The organism is Microvirgula aerodenitrificans DSM 15089 (genome assembly GCF_000620105.1).
Classification (GTDB): Bacteria; Pseudomonadota; Gammaproteobacteria; order Burkholderiales; family Aquaspirillaceae; genus Microvirgula; species Microvirgula aerodenitrificans.
Window position 1 is genome coordinate 85,366 of the sequence record NZ_JHVK01000013.1, and the last position, 20,922, is coordinate 106,287.

A 20,922-nucleotide genomic window follows, 5' to 3' on the forward strand; every position below is an offset into this window, starting at 1 on the left:
GGCGATGACAACCGGTTTATAGCGGCTGTCGCCGCCGGCTGCCATGGCGGAATGAAGCGGGGGACTTACTCCTGGCGTGCCGCCTGACGTGCCCGCCAGGCGGCGACGATGCCGTCGATGCCGGACAGCTCGGTCATCACCTCGCAGCGCGGCCGCGAGCGCAGCCCGCGGCAACCGGCGCCGCCGACCCACAGCTCGACGTCCGGCGGCAGCAATTCCAGCAGCGATGCCGTTGCATCCTGCACGTCGCCGTCATAGGCGCCGGAGAACGACAGCGCGACCACGTCGGCATCGTGCTTGACCGTGGCGTGCGCGGTATCGGTAAACGGCATTTCCGGACCGAAGGCCAGGGTTTCGCAGCCGGCCAGCCGCAGCATCGCCTCGACCATCAGCACGCCGATCACGTGCTGTTCGCCGGGACAGGTGGTCAGGATCACCCGCGGGCGCTCGGCCGGCATCGCCAGCCGCGCCAGTGCCTCGCGCAGCACGCGGTTGATCTGTTCGGTATACAGGTGTTCTTCGTAGACTTCGATCTCGCCGCGCATCCAGGCACTGCCGACCTGCTCGATGGTCTCGCTGAGAAAGTCGCAGACGAACGGGCGGGTGCCGAGGGTATCCAGCTGGATGTGCAGATAGTCGCGAACGGCGTAATGGTCGCGTCCGCGCAGCAGGCGGACCATGTCGTGGGTCGACGGCGAGGCCTCGCGGCGCGGCTCGTGCACGTCGATCATCCGCCCCAGTGCGTCGCTGTCGAGGTGCATGACCTTGCCCGGCCGGAAGCCGAGGTCCATCAGCCGGCGTACCAGCCGCAGCTTGTCGATCTGTTCGCGCGGATACAGCCGGTCACCCTGGTCGTCACGGGCCGGCTCGGGAAAGCCGTAACGCCGTTCCCACATGCGCAGCAGATCCTTGGCGATGCCGGTCTCGCGCTCGACGGCGCTGATGGGCAGTCCGTGCGGTATCAGGTTCATGGGGTCCATGCCGTAGGCAATGTAGGGGGTGCGCCGATTATGCCATGCGTGATCCGGCCGGCACCGGCCGGATCACGCAATGGCGAACTCAGACGCGCAGCAGCTCGACTTCGAACACCAGCGTGGCATTCGGCGGAATCACGCCGCCGGCGCCACGGGCGCCATAGCCGAGCGAGGCCGGAATGGTCAGCTTGCGCTTGCCGCCGACCTTCATGCCGCTGACGCCTTCGTCCCAGCCCTTGATCACATGGCCGGCGCCAAGCGGAAAGCTGAACGGCTGGGCGCGGTCCACGCTCGAATCGAACTTGGTGCCATCGGTCAGCCAGCCGGTGTAATGCACGGTGACTTCGCGGCCGGCACGGGCCTCGTCGCCGGTACCGACTTCCAGTTCTTCAATCACCAGTCCGCTGTCGGTGGTCGTTGTGCTCATGTGTGTCTCCTCGTGGGGGTCAGATCCGGATGGCGGCGCGGGCGGCAGCAGGAAGCCAGAGCCGACGCCGGGGATGCCGATTGTAAGCAGGAAGCGGCGCAGGACAAAGCCCGACCGGCGGGACGACCCGACCACCGGGGCTTGCCAGCAGGCGCGCACTGTCTATAACCACAGGACAACACCATAGCGGCAGCCCACGGCTGCCGGGGAAACGGGTGAGCGCCCTCTGCGCGCTTGCCCTTCCGGGAGAGGGGACGTTCTGCCCCGCTGCGTCAGCCTTCGCACCTGACTCCGCCGCCCGACCGGGATGGCGAACCGCTCACCGCTGCCGAGGAAAGCCGCCATGGACATCACACACGCCCCCGTTACCCGTCCGCCCGCCGTGCGTCATGTCGACGCCGCCGCCCCCCTGTCGTGGCTGCTGCATGCCCTGCTCGACTTTCGCCGCGCACCGGCCGTCAGCCTGTTCTACGGCGCCGCCTTCGTGGTCATGGGCTATCTGATGTTCTTCTATTTCGGCAACCGGCCGGAATACGTGATCACCTGCGCAACCGCCTTCCTGCTGCTGGGCCCGTTCCTGTCGATCGGGCTGTACGACATTGCGCAGCGGCTGGAACAGCACGGTGAAGTCCACCTGCTGCCGACGCTGACCGCCTGGCGGGCGAACCTGCCCGGCATCACGCTGTTCGCGGTGATGCTGGCCATGCTGGTTTTCTTCTGGTTCCGGATTTCGCAGCTGATGTTCGCGCTGTTCTATACCGGCGACATCCCGGCGCTGTCCGATATCGTCGCCAATGCGTTCACGGCCGGAAACCTCGGTTTCCTGGTGGTCTATTTCGGACTCGGGCTGATCTTCGCCGCCGTGGCCTTCAGCTTCAGCGTGGTGGCCATCCCGATGATGCTGGATCGCAATGTCGACACCGTGACCGCAATCCTGACCAGCCTGCATGCCACGGCGAAGAACATCCCCGCCATGCTGGTCTGGGCCGGGCTGATCGCGCTGCTGACGGTCATCGGCTTCGCCACCTTTGCGGTGGGGCTGGCGATCCTGATGCCGCTGATCGGGCTGGCCAGCTGGCACGCGTACCGCGCTCTGGTCGAGTGAGGCCCGCGGGGGGCGGATTGCCCGTCCCCCGTCCCCTGCCTACCTGGCCGCCGTATGCAGGGTTTTCATTGCCGAGGCGAAGTCGCCGTCGCGCACCTGCGGCAGCACGTCCAGCGCATGGTTCATGGCAATGTCGATCAGGGTCTGCTCTTCGGCGCGCGGGCGCTTCAGTACGAAGTTGACCACTTCATTGCGATCGCCGGGATGACCAATGCCGAGTCGCAGCCGCCAGAAATCCGGACCGCCGAGTGCCGCGATGATGTCCTTCAGCCCGTTGTGGCCGCCATGGCCACCGCCGAGCTTGAACCGGGCAGCACCGGGCGGCAGGTCGAGTTCATCATGAACGACCAGGATTTCATCCGGCATGATCTTGAAGAATTTCGCGACCGCAGCCACCGCGCGCCCCGAGGCGTTCATGTAGGTCTGCGGCCACAGCAGATGCAGCTCGCCGGCACGCGCATACTGGCCGAAGAACTTGGCTTCGAGGCGCGGCGTGGCCCGTTCCTGGTGTGCAATCTGGTCCAGGAACCAGAAACCGGCGTTATGGCGCGTATCGGCGTAGTCCGGCCCGGGGTTGCCGAGGCCGACGATCAGGCGAATCTGACTCATGGCTCAATGGGATTCTGGGGAGAGTGAATGAAAAAACGGCCCGCTGCAGGCAGCGAGCCGTTTTGTCGTGTACGCGCAGAAACTCAGGCGCGGGCCACGGCCAGGTCGTGACCGCGACGCAGCGATGCCAGTTCGGCACCTTCCGGCAGCTTCAGGTCCGACAAGTGGATGGCTTCGCCGGCTTGCAGCGTGCTCAGGTCCACCACCAGCGACGACGGCAGGTTGGCCGGCAGGGCCACGACTTGCACTTCGCTGACGATGCGGCTGATCAGCTTGCCACCCAGCTTCACCGCCGGCGAGATGTCGGCGTTGATGAAGGACAGGCGAACCTTGGCGGTCAGCGGCACGTTGGCTTCCACGCGCTGGAAGTCGGCGTGCAGCACTTGTTGCTTGTACGCGTGCTGTTGCACGTCGCGCAGGATGACCTGCTCGGCAGCGCCGTCAACGATCATGTTCAGCACCGAGCCGTGGAAATCGTCATCCTTCAGCGCGTAGAACAGGGTGTTGTGGTCGAGCGAGATGGCCTTGGCTTCGCCATTGCCATAGATCACGCCCGGAACCTGACCAGCGCGACGCAGGCGGCGGCTCGCACCAGACCCCTGATCGTCACGCTTTTGAGCGATAACTTCGATAGTCATTGTGATACTCCAGTTGGGACACCGGCCGCGACCAGCCGGCGTTGTGACGGGCGCTTGCGTGCCCGGAAATCAATCCATGAACAGATAGCTCACCGATTCTTCGTTATTGATGCGGCGCAGCGTCTCGCCAAGCAGACCGGCGATGGACACCACGCGGATGTTCGAGCAGGCCAGCGCTTCTTCGGACAGCGGGATGGTATCGGTCACGACCACCTGGTCGATCTCGGAAGTCTTGATCCGCTCGACCGCCTGACCCGAGAACACCGGGTGGGTCGCATAGGCCAGCACGCGGGCAGCACCCTTGACCTTCAGCGCGGCGGCCGCCTTGCACAGGGTGTTGGCGGTATCGATCATGTCGTCGACGATCAGACAGGTCCGGCCCTGGATGTCACCGATGATGTTCATCACTTCGGCCACGTTGGCCTTCGGACGACGCTTGTCGATGATCGCCAGGTCGGCATGCAGCGCCTTGGCCATGGCACGGGCTCGCACCACGCCGCCGATGTCCGGGCTGACCACGGTCAGGTTCTCGATGCTCTGCGACTGGATGTCCTTCAGCAGCACCGGCGTGGCGTAGATGTTGTCCACCGGAATGTCGAAGAAGCCCTGGATCTGGTCGGCATGCAGGTCGACGGTCAGGATGCGGTCGATACCGGCCGACGTCAGCATGTTCGCCACCAGCTTGGCGGTGATCGGCACGCGGGCCGAACGCGGACGGCGGTCCTGGCGGGCGTAGCCGAAGTACGGGATGGCTGCCGTGATCCGGCCGGCCGACGCGCGCTTCAGCGCATCGACGGTGGTCAGGATTTCCATCAGGTTGTCATTGGTCGGCGCACACGTCGACTGCAGCACGAACACATCGCGTCCACGGACATTTTCCAGCAGCTCGATGGCGACTTCGCCATCGCTGAAGCGGCCCACGTCGGCGCGGCCGAGGGTGATGTCCAGGTGTTTGACGACACTGTGTGCGAGTTCTGGGTTGGCGGTCCCGGTAAAGATCATCAAGCTGTCGTAAGCGGCCATGTGTATTCCGATTCAAGACAAACAAAAAGCGTGTAAGTCCGATTTAACTTACACGCTTGCGTTATGCTTTTATTCGCACTTTTCGTATTGGATTGGCTGGGGAGGTAGGGATCGAACCTACGAATGTCGGAATCAAAATCCGATGCCTTACCACTTGGCGACTCCCCAGTATAACCGTCAATCCGTCTCGTACAGCGGATGATCCTGCAGTCCCTTGACCACGAATCCCCGATATTCGTCCGACACGGATCGGTAAACTGTATTTGCTTGCTGCTCCGTTTCGCATTCCAGAAAAACGCAACTTCCGGAACCCGTCATCAACGCCGGACCAAATTCACTCAGCCGTTGATGGCACTTTGCAACCTGCGGAAACTCTTGGAAAACAACGCTTTGCATGTCGTTCCTGCGTCGCGTCACATCCGAGAGGCTTCGCATTATGGAGATGGTCGAATTGCGTGTCAACAGCTCCGACGCGAAAATTTTCGCAGTCGGCACATGCGCGTCCGGATGCAGCACCACATACCAGGCGTCCGGCACGACACAAGTCGTTAATTCTTCACCGATTCCGCTCGCGAACGCCGGGCGTCCATAAATGAAAACCGGCACATCGGCGCCAAGGGTCAAACCGAGCATTTGCAGCGCGGTTCTGGACAACCCGCAGCCCCACAGCCGATTCAATGCCAGCAAAACCGTAGCCGCATCCGAGCTGCCGCCGCCCAGACCGCCGCCCATCGGGATGCGCTTGTCGATCCGGATCGAGGCGCCCAGTCGCGTGCCGCTGGCCGCCTGCAGCGCCCGGGCGGCGCGCACGGTCAGGTCCAGGGCCGGGTCGACGCCGGGCGTCGGCGTGTCCAGCACGATGGCGCCATCGTCACGCACGGCCAGTTCGATGGTGTCGCACAGGTCGATAAAGCGGAACACTGTCTCCAGCAGGTGATAGCCGTCGGCGCGGCGGCCGACGACATGCAGTGACAGATTGAGTTTGGCGGGAGCGGGAAAGGCGTGAAACGTCATGCGATCGGACCGGGAAAGACAGGAAGGGACGGCGCGGCTTATTGCCAGCCGTTGATGGCGAACCTGATTTCCAGGTCGCTGCCGCGGGTCAGCGTGACGCGGGTCGGGCGCGGACCGGCCGGGGTGTCGACCGGACTCTCGGCGACGATGCGCCAGCCGTCCTGGACAAAGCCGGCCCCGTCCTGCTGCCAGGCGCCGGGGGCCGGACGGCCGAGGATCCACCAGCCGAGGTTGTCGAGCGGCAGCGGCCAGCCCAGTTCGGCCTCGGTCAGTTGCTCGGTGTCGGCCGCGCAGCGTTCGCGCTGGTGGGCCACCAGGCATACGGCATCACGCTGGCGGTTCAGTGTGGCGACGATCTGGCCCAGCGGCGACATGACCGCGACGTCATCGACGCCGGCGACCCGTTTCCAGTCGAAATTGCCGTAGTGCCCCTTGCCGGTCGCCTTGACCGCCAGACGGCCGTCGATGCGGAAGTCGGGGGCCTCGGCCTGATGACCGGCATCGACCGGCGCCATCGGCCGCAGCTGCGCACAGGCGGCCATCAGCACGACCGGCAGCAGCGCCAGCAGCCGATGCCAGCGGCTCATGGCTGCACCTTCAGCCGCTTGACCGTCTCGGCCAGCACGTCGCTGTCCGGGTGCAGGGTCAGCATGTTGGCGGCCAGCGCGCGCGCGTCAGCGACCTTGCCCTGTTTGACCAGCACTTCGATCATGTGGGCGGCGATCTCGCCATCCGGCAGTGCCGCATACGCACGCTGCAGCCAGTCGTAGGCTTCGGTCAGCCGGCCCTGCCTGAACAGGACCCAGCCCATGCTGTCCATGACCATCCCGTTGTCGGGGCTGTCGGCCAGCGCCTTTTCGATCAGTTGCCGGGCTTCGGCCAGCTTGATGCCGCGATTGGCCAGCGTGTAGCCGAGTGCGTTCCGGGTCTGCATCGAGTTCGGATCGAGCTTCAGCGCGTGGCGCAGATCGCTTTCGGCCTGACCCGGGCGACCGAGCTGGTCGGCGAGAATGCCGCGCTCGTACCACAGCTCCAGCGCGGCCGGATACTTGCGCAGCGCCGTGCTCAGGATCGCGTAGGCACGGTCCTGCTGGCCGGCGTCACGCGCCAGCTGGGCGCGCCACAGTTCCAGCCGTGCCGGTTCCTTCAGGTCGGGCCCCAGCTTCTCGATACGGGCCAGTGCGGCGTTCAGCTGGCCGGACTGGGCTTCGAGGCTGGCGATGCGCGCCTGTGCCTGCGGATAGTACGCACCCTGACCGACCTGCTCGTAATAGGCACGGGCCTGCTCGGGGCGTTTCTGTTCGTCCTCCATCTGTCCCAGCGTCAGCAGGATGAAGGCCGGGTCACGATAGCCGGCCGCACTGGCCGCCTTCAGGTGACGCTCGGCATCGTCATAGTCCTTGTGCTCGTAGTCGAGGATGCCGATCGCGTACAGGATGTCGGGGTTGTTCGGGTTGCGCTTGTCCAGCCGGGTGAATTCGGCCCGGGCCTGGTCATATTGCCGGTCAGCCACCAGCAGCCGCGGGTAGGACAGCTGCAGTTCCAGCGGCGACTTCGGCCGGTCGGCCAGCGCCTGTTTCAGGAACGGCGCGGCCAGGGCCGGACGCAGTGCACGCAGCCGCTCGACCCGCCACATGACCGGGATCACCCAGTCCGGCCGCGATGATGCCAGCTGGTGGATCGCCTGATCGGCGACCGCATCGGCACCGACTTCAGTCGCCGAGGCCGACAGCGCAAAGCGCGATTCCGGCAGTGTCGGGAAACGCTGGGCCAGTTCCTGCACGACTTCGTAATTGCCCTGCTTGTCCGCCTGACGCGGGGCAAGTACCGCGATATGGCTGAACAGCGCCGGCGCACGCGACGGCACGCTCAGCAGCGAATCGAACAGCGGCCGCGCCTCGGCCAGCCGGCCGGTGCGGGCCAGCGCCAGTGCCAGCTGCAGCCGCGCCTGCTCGGACTCGGGGTCCAGCGCGCTCCACAGCGACAGCGATGCCAGCGCCATGTTCAGGTTGCCACCGACCAGCGACAGTTCGGCCGCCCGCCGCGCCAGGCGCGGATCGCGGACTTCCTGCGCCAGTTCCAGATAGGTACTGGCCGCGGCGGCGGTCTGGCCGTTCTGCGCCGCGTACTCGCTGGCCAGCAGACCGAACAGCAGGTCCTCGTTCATCTCGACCTTCGGCAGACGCGCTTCTTCCTCGGCACGGGCCTCGTTCTGGGCGGTCAGCAGGTCGGCCTCGGAGCCGCCGGGCGAACCGGTAACGGGTTTGGCGGTACTCGCGCAGGCAGCGAGCAACAGGGTCAGCAAAAGTCCGAGTGCCGGGCGATGAAGGTTCATGAAGTCGTTCTGCCGCAGGAGAAGTGGACAAAGAGGTTGATACTTTTCAGCATAACACGCCGCTCAGCAGCATTCCGTACCGTATCATCGCGCGTTATCGTATTTTGCTGCCGCCTGAATCGATGCCCGAACTCCCCGAAGTCGAAACCGTGCGCGCCGGCCTGACGCCGCACATCACCGGCCGGACCGTCACCGACGTCACTATTCGCGATCCGCGCCTGCGCTGGCCGATCGATCCTGCCCTGCCCGCCCACCTGACCGGCCTGACGGTACGCAGCGTGTCGCGCCGTGCCAAATACCTGCTGATCGACTTCGGCCAGGAATGCCGGCTGATCATGCACCTCGGCATGTCCGGCAGCATCCGCATGGTCGAGACCGGCCTGGCGCCGGAAAAACATGACCATCTGGATCTGGTGTTCGGCGCCAGCACGCTGCGTTTTCGCGACCCGCGCCGCTTCGGCGCAGTGCTCTGGCATATCGGTCCGCCCGAACTGCACCCGCTGCTGGCGCGGCTGGGGCCGGAACCGCTGTCGGAGGAGTTCGATGGCGCGCGGCTGTATGCCGCCACCCGCAGCAAGCGCGCAGCCATCAAGACCGTGCTGATGGACAACCATGTAGTGGTCGGCGTCGGCAATATCTATGCGAACGAGGCGCTGTTCGCCGCCCGCATCGATCCGCGCCGCGCCGCAAACAGCCTGGATGCCGATGCCTGCGCGCGGCTGGTCGCGGAAGTGCGTGAAGTGCTGACCCGTGCCATTGCCGCCGGCGGCAGCACGCTGCGCGACTTTACCGACGCCATCGGCAAGCCCGGCTACTTCCAGCAGACCTATGCGGTCTACGGCCGAGACGGCTGGCCATGCCCGGTCTGCGGCGGTCCGGTCGCCAGCGTGCGCATCGGCCAGCGCTCCAGCTTTTACTGCCCGCACTGCCAGTGCTGATGCGCTTTGCGTCCATCAGGGTTTTTTGAGATCGTAGCCAATTGCAGGTATTTTCAGCGTCATGAACAACCGTCTTCCCCTGCCCGGCCGCCTGTGGCGCGTCGCCCGCCTGCTCGGCCACCTGATGGCCGGCCTCGGCCTGGTTTCCTTCCGCTACGGCAAACTGAATCGCGCCGGCCGCGCTCACGCCGGCCGCGACTGGTCGCGGCGCCTGCTGCGGCTGACCGGTGTCGAGATCCGCGTCATCGGCAACCAGCCGGAGCTGATTCCGGCCAATACGCTGCTGGTCGCCAACCACGTGTCGTGGCTGGACATCTTCGCCATGTGCAGCGTGTCGATGTCACGCTTTGTCGCCAAGAGCGAGATTCGCCGCTGGCCGGTGCTCGGCTGGCTGGTGACCCGTGCCGGCACGCTGTATATCGAACGTGGTTCGCGGCGCGATGCGATGCGCGTCAACGACATGCTGGCCAATGCCATGCTCAGCGGGGACGCGATGGCGGTCTTCCCCGAAGGCACCACCACCGACGGTGCCCGGCTGCTGCCATTCAAGGCGTCACTGTTCGAGTCGGCGCTGCGCGCCGGCAGCGTGGTGCAACCGGTTGCCATCCGCTATCTGAACGCCAGTGGCGAGCTGTCGACGGCCGCGCCGTACATCGACCAGATCCACTTTCTCGGCTCGGTCTGGCGGCTGCTCAGCGAACGCCAGACCATTGTCGAACTGACCTTCCCCACGCCGTACCATGCCGTCAACCAGAGTCGCCACCAGCTGGCGCTGACCGCCTACGCCCGTATCGCCGGCGCGCTCAGGCTGCCTGCTGGACAGGACGAAACGTGGGACATGGCAGCTGAAACGCCTGCCGATCAGACAGCCTGACCGCCGTCAGGCTGCCGCCCCACAGGCAGCCGGTATCGATGGCCAGCACACGGTCGTCCAGCCGCAGTCCCAGTGCCGACCAGTGGCCGAAGATCAGCGGCGTATCGCTCCAGCGCGGGTTCGGCGCATCGAACCAGGCGATCAGGCTGGCCGGTGCATCGGCCAGTTCGCCCTTGAAGGCCAGATCCAGTTCGCCGTCGCGGGTGATCAGCCGCATGCGCGTCATCACGTTGACGATCATCCGCAGCCGGTCGATGCCTTTCAGGTCGTCGCTCCAGCGAACCGGCTTGTTGCCGTACATGCGGCTGAAAAAGGCCCGGTAGTTCGGCCCGGACAGTTCGGCTTCCACTTCTTCAGCCAGACGCAGGGCCTTGCGGATGCTCCATGACGGCAGCAGCCCGGCGTGGACCATCGCATAGCCTTCGCCCGCGATCATCAGCGGCTGCATGCGCAGCCAGTCGAGCAGAATCTTGCCGTCGGCGGCATCCAGGATGTCGAGCAGCGTATCGTCCGGCTTGACCCGGCCAAAGCCTTCCGACACTGCCAGCAGGTGCAGGTCATGATTGCCGAGCACCATGCTGAGGCTGTCCTGGTACTTGAATGCCCAGCGCAGCATGCCGAGCGAATCCGGCCCGCGGTTGACCAGATCGCCGGTCAGCCACAGGTGGTCGCGTGACGGGGAGAAATCGATCAGGCGGAGCAGTTGTTCGAATTGACGGAAGCAGCCCTGAATGTCGCCGATCGCGTAGGTGGCCATGTTTTCTCCAGATATTTGCATCATCAGGCCGGCGCCGGTCCTGCTGGCGCCTTTCGTGCCCGGCCCGTACCAGTGGTCTGCCTGGCGGGTCAGGCCGATCTTACCTGATAGAATACGACGCCTTGTTGACGAACTCAGGAAGCCACAGGCCCGCACGATGTCCATCGCCGATATGAATCCGCCGCAGCGCGCGGCGGTCCGCTACCTTGACGGCCCCCTGCTGGTGCTGGCCGGCGCGGGCAGCGGCAAGACGCGGGTCATCACGCAGAAGATCGCCTATCTGGTTCGCGAAGGCGGGATGTCGGCGCGCAATATCGCCGCCATCACCTTCACCAACAAGGCGGCGCGCGAGATGCTGGAGCGGGTCGGCAAGCTGCTGCCGGCCGACGCGTCGCGCGGGCTGACCGTCAGCACCTTCCACTCGCTAGGCCTGCAAATTCTGCGCCAGGAAGCGCCGCGCGTCGGCTACAAGCCGCAGTTTTCGATTCTCGATTCGGCCGATGCCGCAAAGATCATCTCCGATCTGCTCGCCACCACCAGCAAGGACGAGATCCGCCGGGTGCAGAGCCAGATCTCGCGCTGGAAGAACGACCTGCTGGCGCCGGAAAGCGCGCTGGTCGGCGCCGGCAACGAGTTCGAGCGCATTGCCGCCCGCATCTATCTGAACTATCAGGATACGCTGCTCGCCTACCAGGCAATGGACTTCGACGACCTGATCCGACTGCCGGTGCGGCTGTTCGAGACCGACCGCGAAGCGCTGGAAAAATGGCAGGCGAAGCTGCGCTATCTGCTGATCGACGAATACCAGGACACCAATACCTGCCAGTACCTGCTGGTCAAGCTGCTGGCCGGCGTGCGCGGCATGTTTACGGCAGTCGGCGACGACGACCAGTCGATCTACGCCTGGCGCGGCGCCAATGTCGAGAATCTGGCGCAACTGCCGCGCGACTATCCGCGCCTGCACGTGATCAAGCTGGAGCAGAACTACCGTTCGACCGCCCGCATCCTGCGCGCGGCCAACAGCGTGATTTCCAACAATCCGAAGCTGTTCGAGAAGCAGTTGTGGAGCGAACTCGGGCTCGGCGAGCCGCTGCGGGCCGTGCAGTGCCGCGACGACGATGGCGAAGCGCACATGGTCGCCCAGCGGCTGCTGGCGCACAAATTCGAACACCGGACCGATTTCCGCGACTATGCCGTGCTCTACCGCGGCAATCACCAGGCGCGGCTGATCGAGCAGGTATTCCGCGAACACAAGATTCCGTATGCCATTTCCGGCGGCCAGTCGTTCTACGACCGGGCGGAAATCAAGGACGTGCTCGGCTATCTGCGCCTGATCGCCAACCCGGACGACGACCCGGCCTTTATCCGCGCCGTGACCACCCCCAAGCGCGGCATCGGCAATACCACGCTGGAAAAGCTTGGCGCCTATGCCGGCGAGCGCCATGTCTCGCTGTTCACCGCCGCACGCGAGCACGGTCTGCAGGGCCGCATCCAGCCGGCGCAGCTCGAACCGCTGCAGCAGTTCTGCGACTATATCGAACGGATGGGGTTCCGCGCCGTGCGCGAACCGGCCGGTCCGCTGATCCGCGAACTGCTGACGGCCATCCGCTACGAGCAGTGGCTGTATGACAGCGAAGAGCCGCGTCCGGCGGAAAGCAAGTGGAAGAACGTGCAGGAGCTGTGCGGCTGGCTGGAACGCAAGGGCGAGGCCGATGGCAAGAACCTGGTCGAGCTGACCCAGACCATCGCCCTGATCACGCTGCTCGAGGGTCGCGAGGGCGAAGAGGCGCCGGATGCGGTGCGGCTGTCCACGCTGCACGCGTCCAAGGGGCTGGAATACCCGCATGTATACCTGATCGGCTGCGAGGAAGGCATCCTGCCGCATCAGGAATCGATCGACACCGGCATGGTCGAAGAGGAACGCAGATTGATGTATGTCGGCATTACCCGCGCGCAGCGCACGCTGACCCTGAGCCACTGTGTAAAGCGCAAGCGCGCCGGCGAATGGGTGTTCTGCGAACCGTCGCGCTTTATCGGCGAGATCAACGGCGACGATATCCGCTTCTTCGGCAAGCCCGGCCAGCCGCAGCAGGTGACCCGCGACGAGGGCAAGGCCAGGCTGGCCAATCTGCGCGAGATGCTGGCCTCGAAGCGCAAACCGGCGGAGTAATGGCATGATCATCCGTCCGCACAAGTCGTCGCTGCAGTTGCTGTTCGTCTGGCACGGCTCGATTCTCCGCCGCATTCTGCCGCAGCTGGGCATCGTGTTTGTCATTTCGGTGTTCTGCGTGCTGGCCACGCCGTGGTGGGCCCACCTGTTTCCCGGGGAAGTGCTGAACCTGCAGCCGTTCACGCTGATGGGGCTGGCGCTGGCAATCTTTCTCGGCTTCCGCAACAGCGTCAGCTACAACCGGTTCTGGGAAGCGCGCCAGCACTGGGGCAGCCTGCTGATCAATGCCCGGTCGCTGACGCGACAGGTGCTGTCGCTGGTGTCGCCGCTGCATGCCGACTGCCGCCGGCACATGGTCAACGGCCAGATCGCCTTTGCCCACTCGCTGCGCCACCAGTTGCGCAACGACGACGCCCAGGCCGACCTGGACCGGCTGCTGCCGGCCGAGGTGGCCGCGCGCATCGGCAGCGCACGCTTCAAGCCGGCCATGCTGCTGCTGTGGCTCGGTGAAACCGCCAGCCAGGCCCACCGGCACGGCTGGATCAGCGACCTGCAACTGCAGTCGATGGACCGCAGCCTGTGCACGCTGTCGGAGGTGGTCGGCGCGTGCGAACGCATTGCCGGCACGCCGATCCCGTATACCTATCACGTGCTGCTGAACCGCACGGTAATGGTCTACTGCCTGCTGCTGCCGATGGCCCTGTCCAGCAGCATCGGCTGGCTGACGCCGCTGATCTCGACCTTTATCGCCTACACCTTCTTCGGTCTGGACGAAATCGGCGAGGAAATCGCCGATCCGTTCGGCGTCCAGCCGAACGACCTGGCGCTCGGTGCGATCTGCCACACCATCGAGACCTCGCTGCGGGAAATGCTCGACGATGGCGACGCCCTGCCGCTGGAGCCCGAGCCGCGCCACTTCGTGCTGCACTGAGGCGCGGCCCGTGCCCGCCGCTCAGGCCGGCTGCAGCCAGTCCGGGTGGCTGCGGTCCTCGCCGCGCACGCAGGCGAAGTAGCGCGCCTGCAGTGCCCGGGTTACCGGCCCGGGCCGGCCGTCGCCGATCTGCCGCCGGTCGAGTTCGACCACCGGCGTCACTTCGGCCGCCGTGCCGGTGAAGAACATCTCGTCCGCCAGGTACAGGTCGTCGCGCGTCAGCCGCCGCCGGCTGGTGGTCAGCCCCATATCGGCCGCCAGCGCGATCACCGTGCGCCGGGTGATGCCGTCCAGCGCGCAGGCGCTGTCCGGTTCGATCAGTTCACCATCGCGGACGATAAACACGTTTTCTCCCGAGCCCTCGGCCACGTAGCCATCGCCATCCAGCAGCAGCGCCTCGTCGTAGCCGTCCCGGCGCACTTCGCGGCAGGCCAGAATGGAGTTCGCGTAGCCGGCCACCGCCTTGACCCGGAACAGCTGCGCATTCGGCGAGGCGCGGACGAAGGACGAGGTCTTGACCCGGATACCGTTGTCCAGCGCGCCGTCCCCCAGATACGCGCCCCATTCCCATGCGGCAATCATGCCGTGGGTGGACGCGCCGGCCGGGTCGACCCCGGCCTTTTCCGCGCCGAGAAACAGCAGCGGCCGCAGATAGGCCGATGTCAGCCCGTTGCGGCGCACGGCCTCGCGGCAGGCGTCGGCCAGCGCATCGGCCGACCAGTCGAGGTCGAGTGCCATCAGCCGGGCAGAGTCGCGCAGCCGGCGGATATGGTCGTCCAGGCGAAACAGGGCGGGACCGCTGGCGGTCGGATAGGCACGGATGCCCTCAAAACAGCCATAACCATAATGCAGGGTATGGGTCATCACGTGCACCCGGGCATCGCCCCAGGGCAGCCATTCGCCATCCATCCAGATCCAGCCGTTGCGTTGTTCCATGCTCATTTTTCGTACTCCATCGATGTCCGGGGAAAGGGAAAACCACTGGCCACCCCGGATCGGGATGGGGCACGCGTCGCCGCTGGCCGGCAGGGGTGGAGCCGGCAGATCACGGACAACGCATGGCGCGTGTCGGTAGGGACAGACTGGCGGGGATCGGGAAGGCGGACAAATGAAAGTTTCCGCTCGCAGATGAATCATTTTCATCCGAAGCGAAACCAGACCGGGAAAGGGTCAGCCGCGGGCGCGGTGGACCAGCCAGCGAATGAAGTCGGTGATCCACGGCTGCGCATGGCCGCGTGGCAGCGCCACCGCGTAGAAGGCCCGGTCCGGGCACGCGCATGGCAGCGGGCGGACCAGGGCGCCGCTGTCCAGATACGGCGCCGCCAGCGCGTCGACCATCAGCGCCACGCCCTGCCCGGCCACGGCAGCCTCCAGCATCAGCAGGGCATCGTTGAATCTCGGCCCGCGTTCAGGCTCGGGCACGCTCAGGCCGGCGGCGGCGAACCAGCGCGACCATGACAGCAGCGGGTGGCGCAGCAGGCGGGTATGCAGCAGGGCGGACGGATCGGGCAGGCCGTCCAGGGTATTGAACAGCGCCGGACTGCAGACCGGGAACACGGTCGCATCGAACAGCTTCCAGGCATCGAAGCCCGGCCAGTCTTCCTCGCCGAAACGCAGCGCGAGATCGGCCTCGCCATTCAGCAGCGGTGCCAGGTCGATGGAGGTAGTGAGTTCCAGCTCGATATCGGGATATTGCGTCTGCCAGGCCGCCAGCTGGCCGACCAGCCATTTGCCGCCCAGTGCCGGTGCCACCGACAGCCGCAGGCGGCGCAGCGGACGCGGTGACAGCGCGGACGTCGCCGCCGACAGCGCTTCCAGCGCCGGCGCCACCCCCGCCAGATAGCGCTGGCCGGCCTCGGTCAGCCGCACCTGACGGTGCCCCCGCACGAACAGCGCCTGGCCGAGATGGGTTTCCAGCACACGAATGCGGTGGCTGACCGCCGACGGCGTCAGCGCCAGTTGCGCGGCGGCATCCTGGAAGCTGCCCAGCCGCGCCGCAGCGGCAAAGGCAGGCAGGGTGTGCAGGGGCGGCAGGCCATCGCTCATGGCAGGATCAGGCCAGCTTGCCCTTCTTGCTGCCCTTGGCGCCTTCCGCCAGCCGCTTCTCGATGGCGGCGCAGACGGTTTCCAGCACCTTGATGCGTGCGTAGTACTTGTTGTTGGCTTCGACCAGCGTCCACGGCGAATGATGGGTACTGGTGCGGTCGATCATGTCGCAGACCGCCAGCTTGTAGTCGTCCCACTTGTCACGGTTGCGCCAGTCTTCATCGGTGATCTTGAAGCGCTTGAAGCCGGTTTCCTCGCGGGCCTTGAAGCGGGCCAGCTGCTCTTCCTTGGAAATGGTCAGCCAGAACTTGACCACGATCGCACCGGCGGCATGCAACTGGCGTTCGAAGTCGTTGATCTCGTTGTAGGCGCGCATCCAGTCGACCTCGCGGCAGAAGCCCTCGACCCGTTCGACCAGCACGCGGCCATACCAGGTGCGGTCGAAGATCGAGATGCCGCCACGCTTCGGCACATGGCGCCAGAAGCGCCACAGCCACGGCTTCGCGCGTTCTTCCTCGGTCGGTGCGGCGACCGGGATGATCCGGTAGCGGCGGGCATCCAGCGCCATCGCCAGCCGGCGGATCGCCCCGCCCTTGCCGGCGGCATCATTGCCCTCGAAGGCGATCAGCAGCGAATGGTTGGCGAACGCCGCTTCCCGGGTCAGCTGCGCCAGCCGGCTCTGCAGTTCGGCCAGCCGTGCCTTGTATTCACTCTTGTCCAGCGGCTGGTCGAGCTGCAGCGTGTCGAGCAGCATCACGCCGTCGACCGGTGGCAGCAACGGCGGGGTATCGTCGTGGACGACCGGCTTGGCATTGTGTTCCAGCCCGGCCTTCAACATGTTCAGCAGCGTGCGACCGACGGTGATTTCGCGGTAGCGGGCATTCAGTCCCTCGACCACCACCCACGGCGATTCGGCAATGCTGGTCGCGCGCAGCATCCGCTCGGCCTCGGCACGGATGGCGTCGTAATCCTTTACGTGCTGCCAGTCGCGTTCGCTGACCCGCCAGCGCGTGGCCGGGTCCTTTTCCAGCGACTTCAGCCGGTTTTTCTGGTCGGCCTTGGACAGGTGCAGCCAGAACTTGACGATGCTGGCGCCCTCGGCAGCCAGCTGCTTTTCGAACATCAGTGTCTCGGCCAGCGCCTGCAGCGCCTGCTGCTCAGTGGTCTGGCCATACACGCGGCCGAACAGCACGTCGGAATACCAGCTGCCAAAGTAGACGCCGATCTGCCCGCGCGGCGGCAGCGCATTCCAGTAGCGCCACAGCCAGGGCCGGCCGGTCGCTTCATCGACCGGATCGGCGAACATCGCCGTCTGTGCGTAGACCGGCACCAGCCGGGGATCGAGCCAGGCGTCGATCTGGGCCAGCGTCTCGCTGCGACCGGCGCCGTCCATGCCGTTGATCAGGATGATCACCGGTCCGGCCGCCCGTTCTTTCAGCTCGTGCTGCGCATCCAGCAGGGCTTCCCGCAATTCCGACACTTCGGCTTCATACGCCTCGCGCCCCAGGTGATGACCCAGCTCGGCTGACTCGAACATGCTTACTCCACGCTATGACATTGGCGACAATGCGGCTATTGAACGGTCGCCAGCCCCCTGCGTCAAGCAGCATGTCGCCCGTTCCCGCCATCAGGTCATGACAGGGGGGTCGCGACAGCAATTGCAGGAACAGCTATTAGCCATCATGCCGAAAGCACCGCACGCAATGGTTTTGCATGGCCTGAAAATAGGTTATGTTGCCGCCTTTCTTCATAAAGCCGCGCCCCTTTCGCGGCGGATTGCAAGAGGATCAAATGCACATCGCCGCCCTGCTTGGCCTGCTTGATGCTGCCAGCCGACTCGATAGCGCCGACCTGACCCCGCTGGTGATTGCGGGCCGGGAAATCGGCTTGCTGAACCCGGACTGGAAGGCGCAGGTCGTCTCGCATGCGGAGTTCCAGGACGACGGTGCCCGGGTCGTTCTGGCCCCGGCCCTCGACCGCTACAACGACATCAGCGCCGTGCTGATGCGCATTGCGCGCGGCTGGCGCGACAGTGGTCGTCTGAGCGGCTGGCGCGGCGAGAACTTCACCGCCTTCGCCCAGGACGGCACGCCACTGTTCGAGCTGGAACGCGCGGCGTTCCGGCCACTGGGTCTGATCAGCCGCGCCGTCCACGTCAACGGACTGGTTCGCCAGGCCGACGGCTCGCTGAAGATGTGGATCGGCCGCCGCAGTCCGCACAAGTCGGTCGAGCCGGACAAGCTGGACAACCTGACCGGGGGTGGCGTGGCCGCCGGCGAATCGCTGCTCGCCGCGCTGGAGCGCGAAAGCTGGGAGGAAGCCGGCATGCCGGCCGCGGCCGTGCGCGAGCTGTCGTCAGCCGGCCGGGTGTTCGCCCAGCGCCGGGTCGCGCGCGGTCTGCACCGCGAGTGGCTGCATACCTACGACCTGTGGCTCGATGAAGGCACCGTACCCTGTAACCAGGACGGCGAGATGAGCGAGTTCGTGCTGATGTCGCCACCGGAAGTGGTCAAGGCCATCGTCGACGGCCGCTTCATGGCCGACGCCGCGCTGGTCGCCCTCGACTGCCTGGCACGCAACCGCGCGCTCGGTGCCAGCAGCGCGCGCATCGTCGCCGCGCTGCTGCCGATCAAGGGCTCGACCTCGCCGTTGCTGGCCTGAGCCCGACCCCATCAGTGAATGTGATGGGGGGGTATCAGGATTTGTGATTGGAATACGTCAGGAAGCTGCACCTATTATGGCTCCACGTGCTGCGCGTTTTGCCCGCGTCAGCACCACTAGTAAGGTGTTTCTTCCTCGTGCTTTCCCCCACGCCCTAGCGAGCCGGGGGATTTTTTTTGCCCGCACGGTACGCACGGGCATGGGCGCGCAGGGCGGCCCGCTGCGGCAGCGGATGGCCGGCCGGACGGGCCCGGCCAGCGTGCCTGACGGCAGCCGATGCCCGATCCCGGGCCCAGGTCAGTCGTTCAGCGGCTTGACCAGGATCCCGTTCAGAATCTGGTCGATCAGCGGCCCGGCCCGTTCGGCCAGCGGGTAGCGCTCCGGCCACAGCAGCCAGATCGACAGCGCGCCGTGTACGGTGAAGCGCAGGGTTTCCGCCGCCAGTTCCGGGTCCACGTCGGCACGCAGCACCCCGACGGCTTTCGCCTCGACGAAGATCTGCGCGATCGCCTCGCTCACCCGCTTGTGGACGCCATGAATGTCGTCAATCGCCGGTTTCAGTTCGTCGACGTACTCGGCCTTGTGGGTCAGGATGTCCAGCAGCCGGCGCCGGCGTTCGGAACGGGTGGTTTCCTCCAGCACGTACACGTAATAGTCACGCACGCGCCGGATCGGATCGCCACTGCCGGCGACGATCAGTTTCTGGAACACCGCGTCGACCGGCTCGCGCAAGCGGGCGTGCATGGCGACGAACACCTCGGCCTTGTTCTTGAAATGCCAGTAGATGGCCCCCCGCGTGACCCCGGCCGCGCCGGCGATATCCGCCAGCGAGGTGCGTGACACGCCCTTCTCGGAGAACAGCCGTTCTGCTGCATCCAGCAGGCTCTCGCGGGTCAGCGCCGCATCTTCTTTGGTTCTTCTCATAGCGTATCTTCAACAAAATCCGTAAACTGCCGCATTAACATCCAGTCAAGAATGTATGATAACCCGATATTGCCTGTGAACATCTTTTTAAAACAAGAGTAAATCGCCAACTTTCACTATCACTGGCGACAGCTTGTTTTTATAGTGAAGCTGCGTGCCCGGCATCATACTCAAACTCGCTGCCCGCACTTGAGTGCAGTACCCAATTTCAAAAGGTCCGCGTGCGCAGTCTGTCGTGGCGCGGAGTTTCCCCGACGAGGTTCAAGTGAAGCCCATCAGACATACAACTCACGCTGCCCTGCTCCTCCCCCTCGCACTCATGCTCGCCGCATGTGGCGCCAAAGACAATGCCCCCCCTGCGCCGCCGCCGGCACCGGTCTCGGTCATGAAGGCAACAGCGCAGGATGTACCGGTCTCTTACGAGTTTATCGGCCAGGTCGCCGGCTTCCGCGATGTCGAAGTCCGCGCCCGCGTCGGCGGCATCCTGCAGAAGCGACTGTACACTGAGGGCCGGCTGGTCAAGGCCGGCGAACCACTGTTCCAGATCGACCCGGCGCCGTTCGTGACCGAGGTCGACCAGTCCCGTGCGGCGCTGGCCGTGCAGAAGGCGCAGCTGACCCGTGCCGAGCTCGACTACAAGCGCATTGTGCCGCTGTTCGCCGAAAATGCCGTCAGCCAGAAGGACCGGGACGATGCACTGTCGGCCTACGAGTCGGCCAAGGCCGCGGTCAACCAGGCGCAGGCCAAGCTGTCGCAGGACCAGATCAACCTCGGCTACACCAAAGTCACCGCACCGATCACCGGCATGGCCAGCAAGGAAACGGTCAGCGAAGGCAACCTGATTGTTGCCAACTCGGCCGAAGGCAGCCTGCTGACCACGGTGTCGCAGATCGATCCGATCTATGTGAATTTCTCGATCTCGGACAATGATGCGCTGCGCTACCGCACCCAGATCGCCAACGGCCAGCTCGTCGTGCCACAGGGCGAGAAGTACCAGGTGACGGTCCAGTTGTCCGATGGCAGCAATTACTCGCGCACCGGCTGGATGAACTTCACCGACAACATCATCGACACCACCACCGGCACCATCCGCGCCCGGGCCACGTTCAAGAACCCCGACGGCCATCTGCTGCCCGGCCAGTTCGTCCGCGTTCACCTCGAAGGCGCGCACCTGAAGGACGCCATCGTGATTCCGCAGCGGGCGGTCCTGTCGACCCAGCAGGGCAACATCGTCTTTACCGTGACACCTGATGGCAAGGCGGCACCGCGCCCGGTGGAAAAAGGCCAGGAGATCGGCGACAACGTCGCCATTCTCAAGGGGCTGAAGAGTGGCGACACCGTCATTGTCGACGGCGCGGTCAAGGCCAAGCCCGGCCAGCCGGTGAAGATCCTGCCCGCCAGAACCGACGGCAAGCCCGCGGCACTCCCGCCGGCGACCGGAACGGCCGCCGCACCGGCCGCCGGCAACGAGAAGAAACCGGCCAACTAAGCGGGAG

Annotated in this window: 20 protein-coding genes and 1 tRNA gene; 7 read left to right on the forward strand and 14 right to left on the reverse strand. The window is 65.4% G+C overall.

Annotated elements, in window-relative coordinates; all coding sequences use genetic code 11:
• Positions 1–65: 65 nt before the first annotated feature.
• On the reverse strand, positions 66–971 hold the full coding sequence (locus Q352_RS0112120) for a MerR family transcriptional regulator (RefSeq protein ID WP_028499578.1): 906 nt from the start codon (positions 969–971) through the stop codon (positions 66–68).
• Positions 972–1,059: 88 nt separating this feature from the next.
• The gene (locus Q352_RS0112125) at positions 1,060–1,401 is read right to left on the reverse strand and encodes an FKBP-type peptidyl-prolyl cis-trans isomerase (protein ID WP_028499579.1); all 342 of its coding nucleotides are present in this window, start codon (positions 1,399–1,401) and stop codon (positions 1,060–1,062) included.
• 343 nt (positions 1,402–1,744) lie between these two features.
• Between Q352_RS0112125 and Q352_RS0112130 the strand changes: the two genes are divergently transcribed.
• The gene (locus Q352_RS0112130) at positions 1,745–2,506 is read left to right on the forward strand and encodes a DUF2189 domain-containing protein (protein ID WP_028499580.1); all 762 of its coding nucleotides are present in this window, start codon (positions 1,745–1,747) and stop codon (positions 2,504–2,506) included.
• A gap of 39 nt (positions 2,507–2,545) precedes the next feature.
• Here Q352_RS0112130 and pth read toward each other — a convergent pair whose 3' ends face one another.
• From pth to Q352_RS0112165, 7 genes are all read right to left on the reverse strand, one after another.
• Positions 2,546–3,115 (reverse strand): aminoacyl-tRNA hydrolase, encoded by a 570-nt coding sequence (gene pth / locus Q352_RS0112135; RefSeq protein WP_028499581.1) that lies wholly within the window; start codon positions 3,113–3,115, stop codon positions 2,546–2,548.
• Between the two features lie 83 nt (positions 3,116–3,198).
• On the reverse strand, positions 3,199–3,753 hold the full coding sequence (locus tag Q352_RS0112140) for a 50S ribosomal protein L25/general stress protein Ctc (RefSeq protein WP_028499582.1): 555 nt from the start codon (positions 3,751–3,753) through the stop codon (positions 3,199–3,201).
• A gap of 69 nt (positions 3,754–3,822) precedes the next feature.
• Entirely contained in the window at positions 3,823–4,776 is a 954-nt protein-coding gene (locus Q352_RS0112145) for a ribose-phosphate pyrophosphokinase (protein WP_036386155.1), read from the reverse strand.
• Between the two features lie 93 nt (positions 4,777–4,869).
• A tRNA-Gln gene (locus Q352_RS0112150) sits at positions 4,870–4,944 on the reverse strand.
• A gap of 9 nt (positions 4,945–4,953) precedes the next feature.
• Positions 4,954–5,790 carry a 4-(cytidine 5'-diphospho)-2-C-methyl-D-erythritol kinase gene (ispE, locus tag Q352_RS0112155; protein WP_028499584.1) on the reverse strand — a complete coding sequence of 279 codons (837 nt, stop codon included), beginning with the start codon at positions 5,788–5,790 and terminating at the stop codon, positions 4,954–4,956.
• A gap of 38 nt (positions 5,791–5,828) precedes the next feature.
• Complete coding sequence (locus Q352_RS0112160; RefSeq protein ID WP_028499585.1) at positions 5,829–6,377, reverse strand: outer membrane lipoprotein LolB; 549 nt, start codon at positions 6,375–6,377, stop codon at positions 5,829–5,831.
• Positions 6,374–8,125: a tetratricopeptide repeat protein gene (locus tag Q352_RS0112165; protein WP_028499586.1), complete on the reverse strand. Its 1,752-nt coding sequence runs from the start codon at positions 8,123–8,125 to the stop codon at positions 6,374–6,376. Before Q352_RS0112165 ends, Q352_RS0112160 begins: the two co-directional genes overlap by 4 nt.
• A 122-nt stretch (positions 8,126–8,247) precedes the next feature.
• On the opposite strand from Q352_RS0112165, the gene mutM reads away from it, so the two are divergent.
• Positions 8,248–9,063 (forward strand): bifunctional DNA-formamidopyrimidine glycosylase/DNA-(apurinic or apyrimidinic site) lyase, encoded by an 816-nt coding sequence (mutM, locus tag Q352_RS0112170; protein WP_028499587.1) that lies wholly within the window; start codon positions 8,248–8,250, stop codon positions 9,061–9,063.
• A 61-nt stretch (positions 9,064–9,124) separates the two neighbouring features.
• Positions 9,125–9,937 carry a lysophospholipid acyltransferase family protein gene (locus Q352_RS0112175; RefSeq protein ID WP_028499588.1) on the forward strand — a complete coding sequence of 271 codons (813 nt, stop codon included), beginning with the start codon at positions 9,125–9,127 and terminating at the stop codon, positions 9,935–9,937.
• On the opposite strand, the gene Q352_RS0112180 is transcribed toward Q352_RS0112175, so the two are convergent.
• The gene (locus Q352_RS0112180) at positions 9,867–10,694 is read right to left on the reverse strand and encodes a symmetrical bis(5'-nucleosyl)-tetraphosphatase (RefSeq protein ID WP_028499589.1); all 828 of its coding nucleotides are present in this window, start codon (positions 10,692–10,694) and stop codon (positions 9,867–9,869) included. The genes Q352_RS0112175 and Q352_RS0112180 overlap by 71 nt on opposite strands.
• Before the next feature lie 157 nt (positions 10,695–10,851).
• Between Q352_RS0112180 and Q352_RS0112185 the strand changes: the two genes are divergently transcribed.
• Positions 10,852–12,864 carry a UvrD-helicase domain-containing protein gene (locus Q352_RS0112185; protein ID WP_028499590.1) on the forward strand — a complete coding sequence of 671 codons (2,013 nt, stop codon included), beginning with the start codon at positions 10,852–10,854 and terminating at the stop codon, positions 12,862–12,864.
• Positions 12,865–12,868: 4 nt separating this feature from the next.
• Positions 12,869–13,795: a bestrophin family protein gene (locus Q352_RS0112190; RefSeq protein ID WP_028499591.1), complete on the forward strand. Its 927-nt coding sequence runs from the start codon at positions 12,869–12,871 to the stop codon at positions 13,793–13,795.
• A gap of 21 nt (positions 13,796–13,816) precedes the next feature.
• Here the strand turns inward: Q352_RS0112190 and Q352_RS0112195 are convergent, their stop codons facing one another.
• The 3 genes from Q352_RS0112195 to pap all read right to left on the reverse strand — a co-directional run bounded on the left by Q352_RS0112195 (position 13,817) and on the right by pap (position 17,378).
• Positions 13,817–14,737, reverse strand: a complete 921-nt coding sequence (locus Q352_RS0112195) for a branched-chain amino acid transaminase (protein WP_028499592.1) — start codon at positions 14,735–14,737, stop codon at positions 13,817–13,819.
• Between the two features lie 228 nt (positions 14,738–14,965).
• On the reverse strand, positions 14,966–15,841 hold the full coding sequence (locus Q352_RS0112200; RefSeq protein WP_028499593.1) for a LysR substrate-binding domain-containing protein: 876 nt from the start codon (positions 15,839–15,841) through the stop codon (positions 14,966–14,968).
• A gap of 7 nt (positions 15,842–15,848) precedes the next feature.
• Positions 15,849–17,378: a polyphosphate:AMP phosphotransferase gene (pap, locus tag Q352_RS20885; protein WP_036386157.1), complete on the reverse strand. Its 1,530-nt coding sequence runs from the start codon at positions 17,376–17,378 to the stop codon at positions 15,849–15,851.
• Positions 17,379–17,632: 254 nt separating this feature from the next.
• Here pap and Q352_RS0112210 point away from each other — a divergent pair, with 254 nt between their 5' ends.
• Positions 17,633–18,502 carry an NUDIX hydrolase gene (locus Q352_RS0112210; RefSeq protein ID WP_028499594.1) on the forward strand — a complete coding sequence of 290 codons (870 nt, stop codon included), beginning with the start codon at positions 17,633–17,635 and terminating at the stop codon, positions 18,500–18,502.
• Positions 18,503–18,799: 297 nt separating this feature from the next.
• Here Q352_RS0112210 and Q352_RS0112215 read toward each other — a convergent pair whose 3' ends face one another.
• Positions 18,800–19,426 carry a TetR family transcriptional regulator gene (locus Q352_RS0112215; protein ID WP_028499595.1) on the reverse strand — a complete coding sequence of 209 codons (627 nt, stop codon included), beginning with the start codon at positions 19,424–19,426 and terminating at the stop codon, positions 18,800–18,802.
• A gap of 385 nt (positions 19,427–19,811) precedes the next feature.
• Here Q352_RS0112215 and Q352_RS20890 point away from each other — a divergent pair, with 385 nt between their 5' ends.
• Positions 19,812–20,915 (forward strand): efflux RND transporter periplasmic adaptor subunit, encoded by a 1,104-nt coding sequence (locus Q352_RS20890; protein ID WP_244879578.1) that lies wholly within the window; start codon positions 19,812–19,814, stop codon positions 20,913–20,915.
• Positions 20,916–20,922 lie beyond the last annotated feature (7 nt).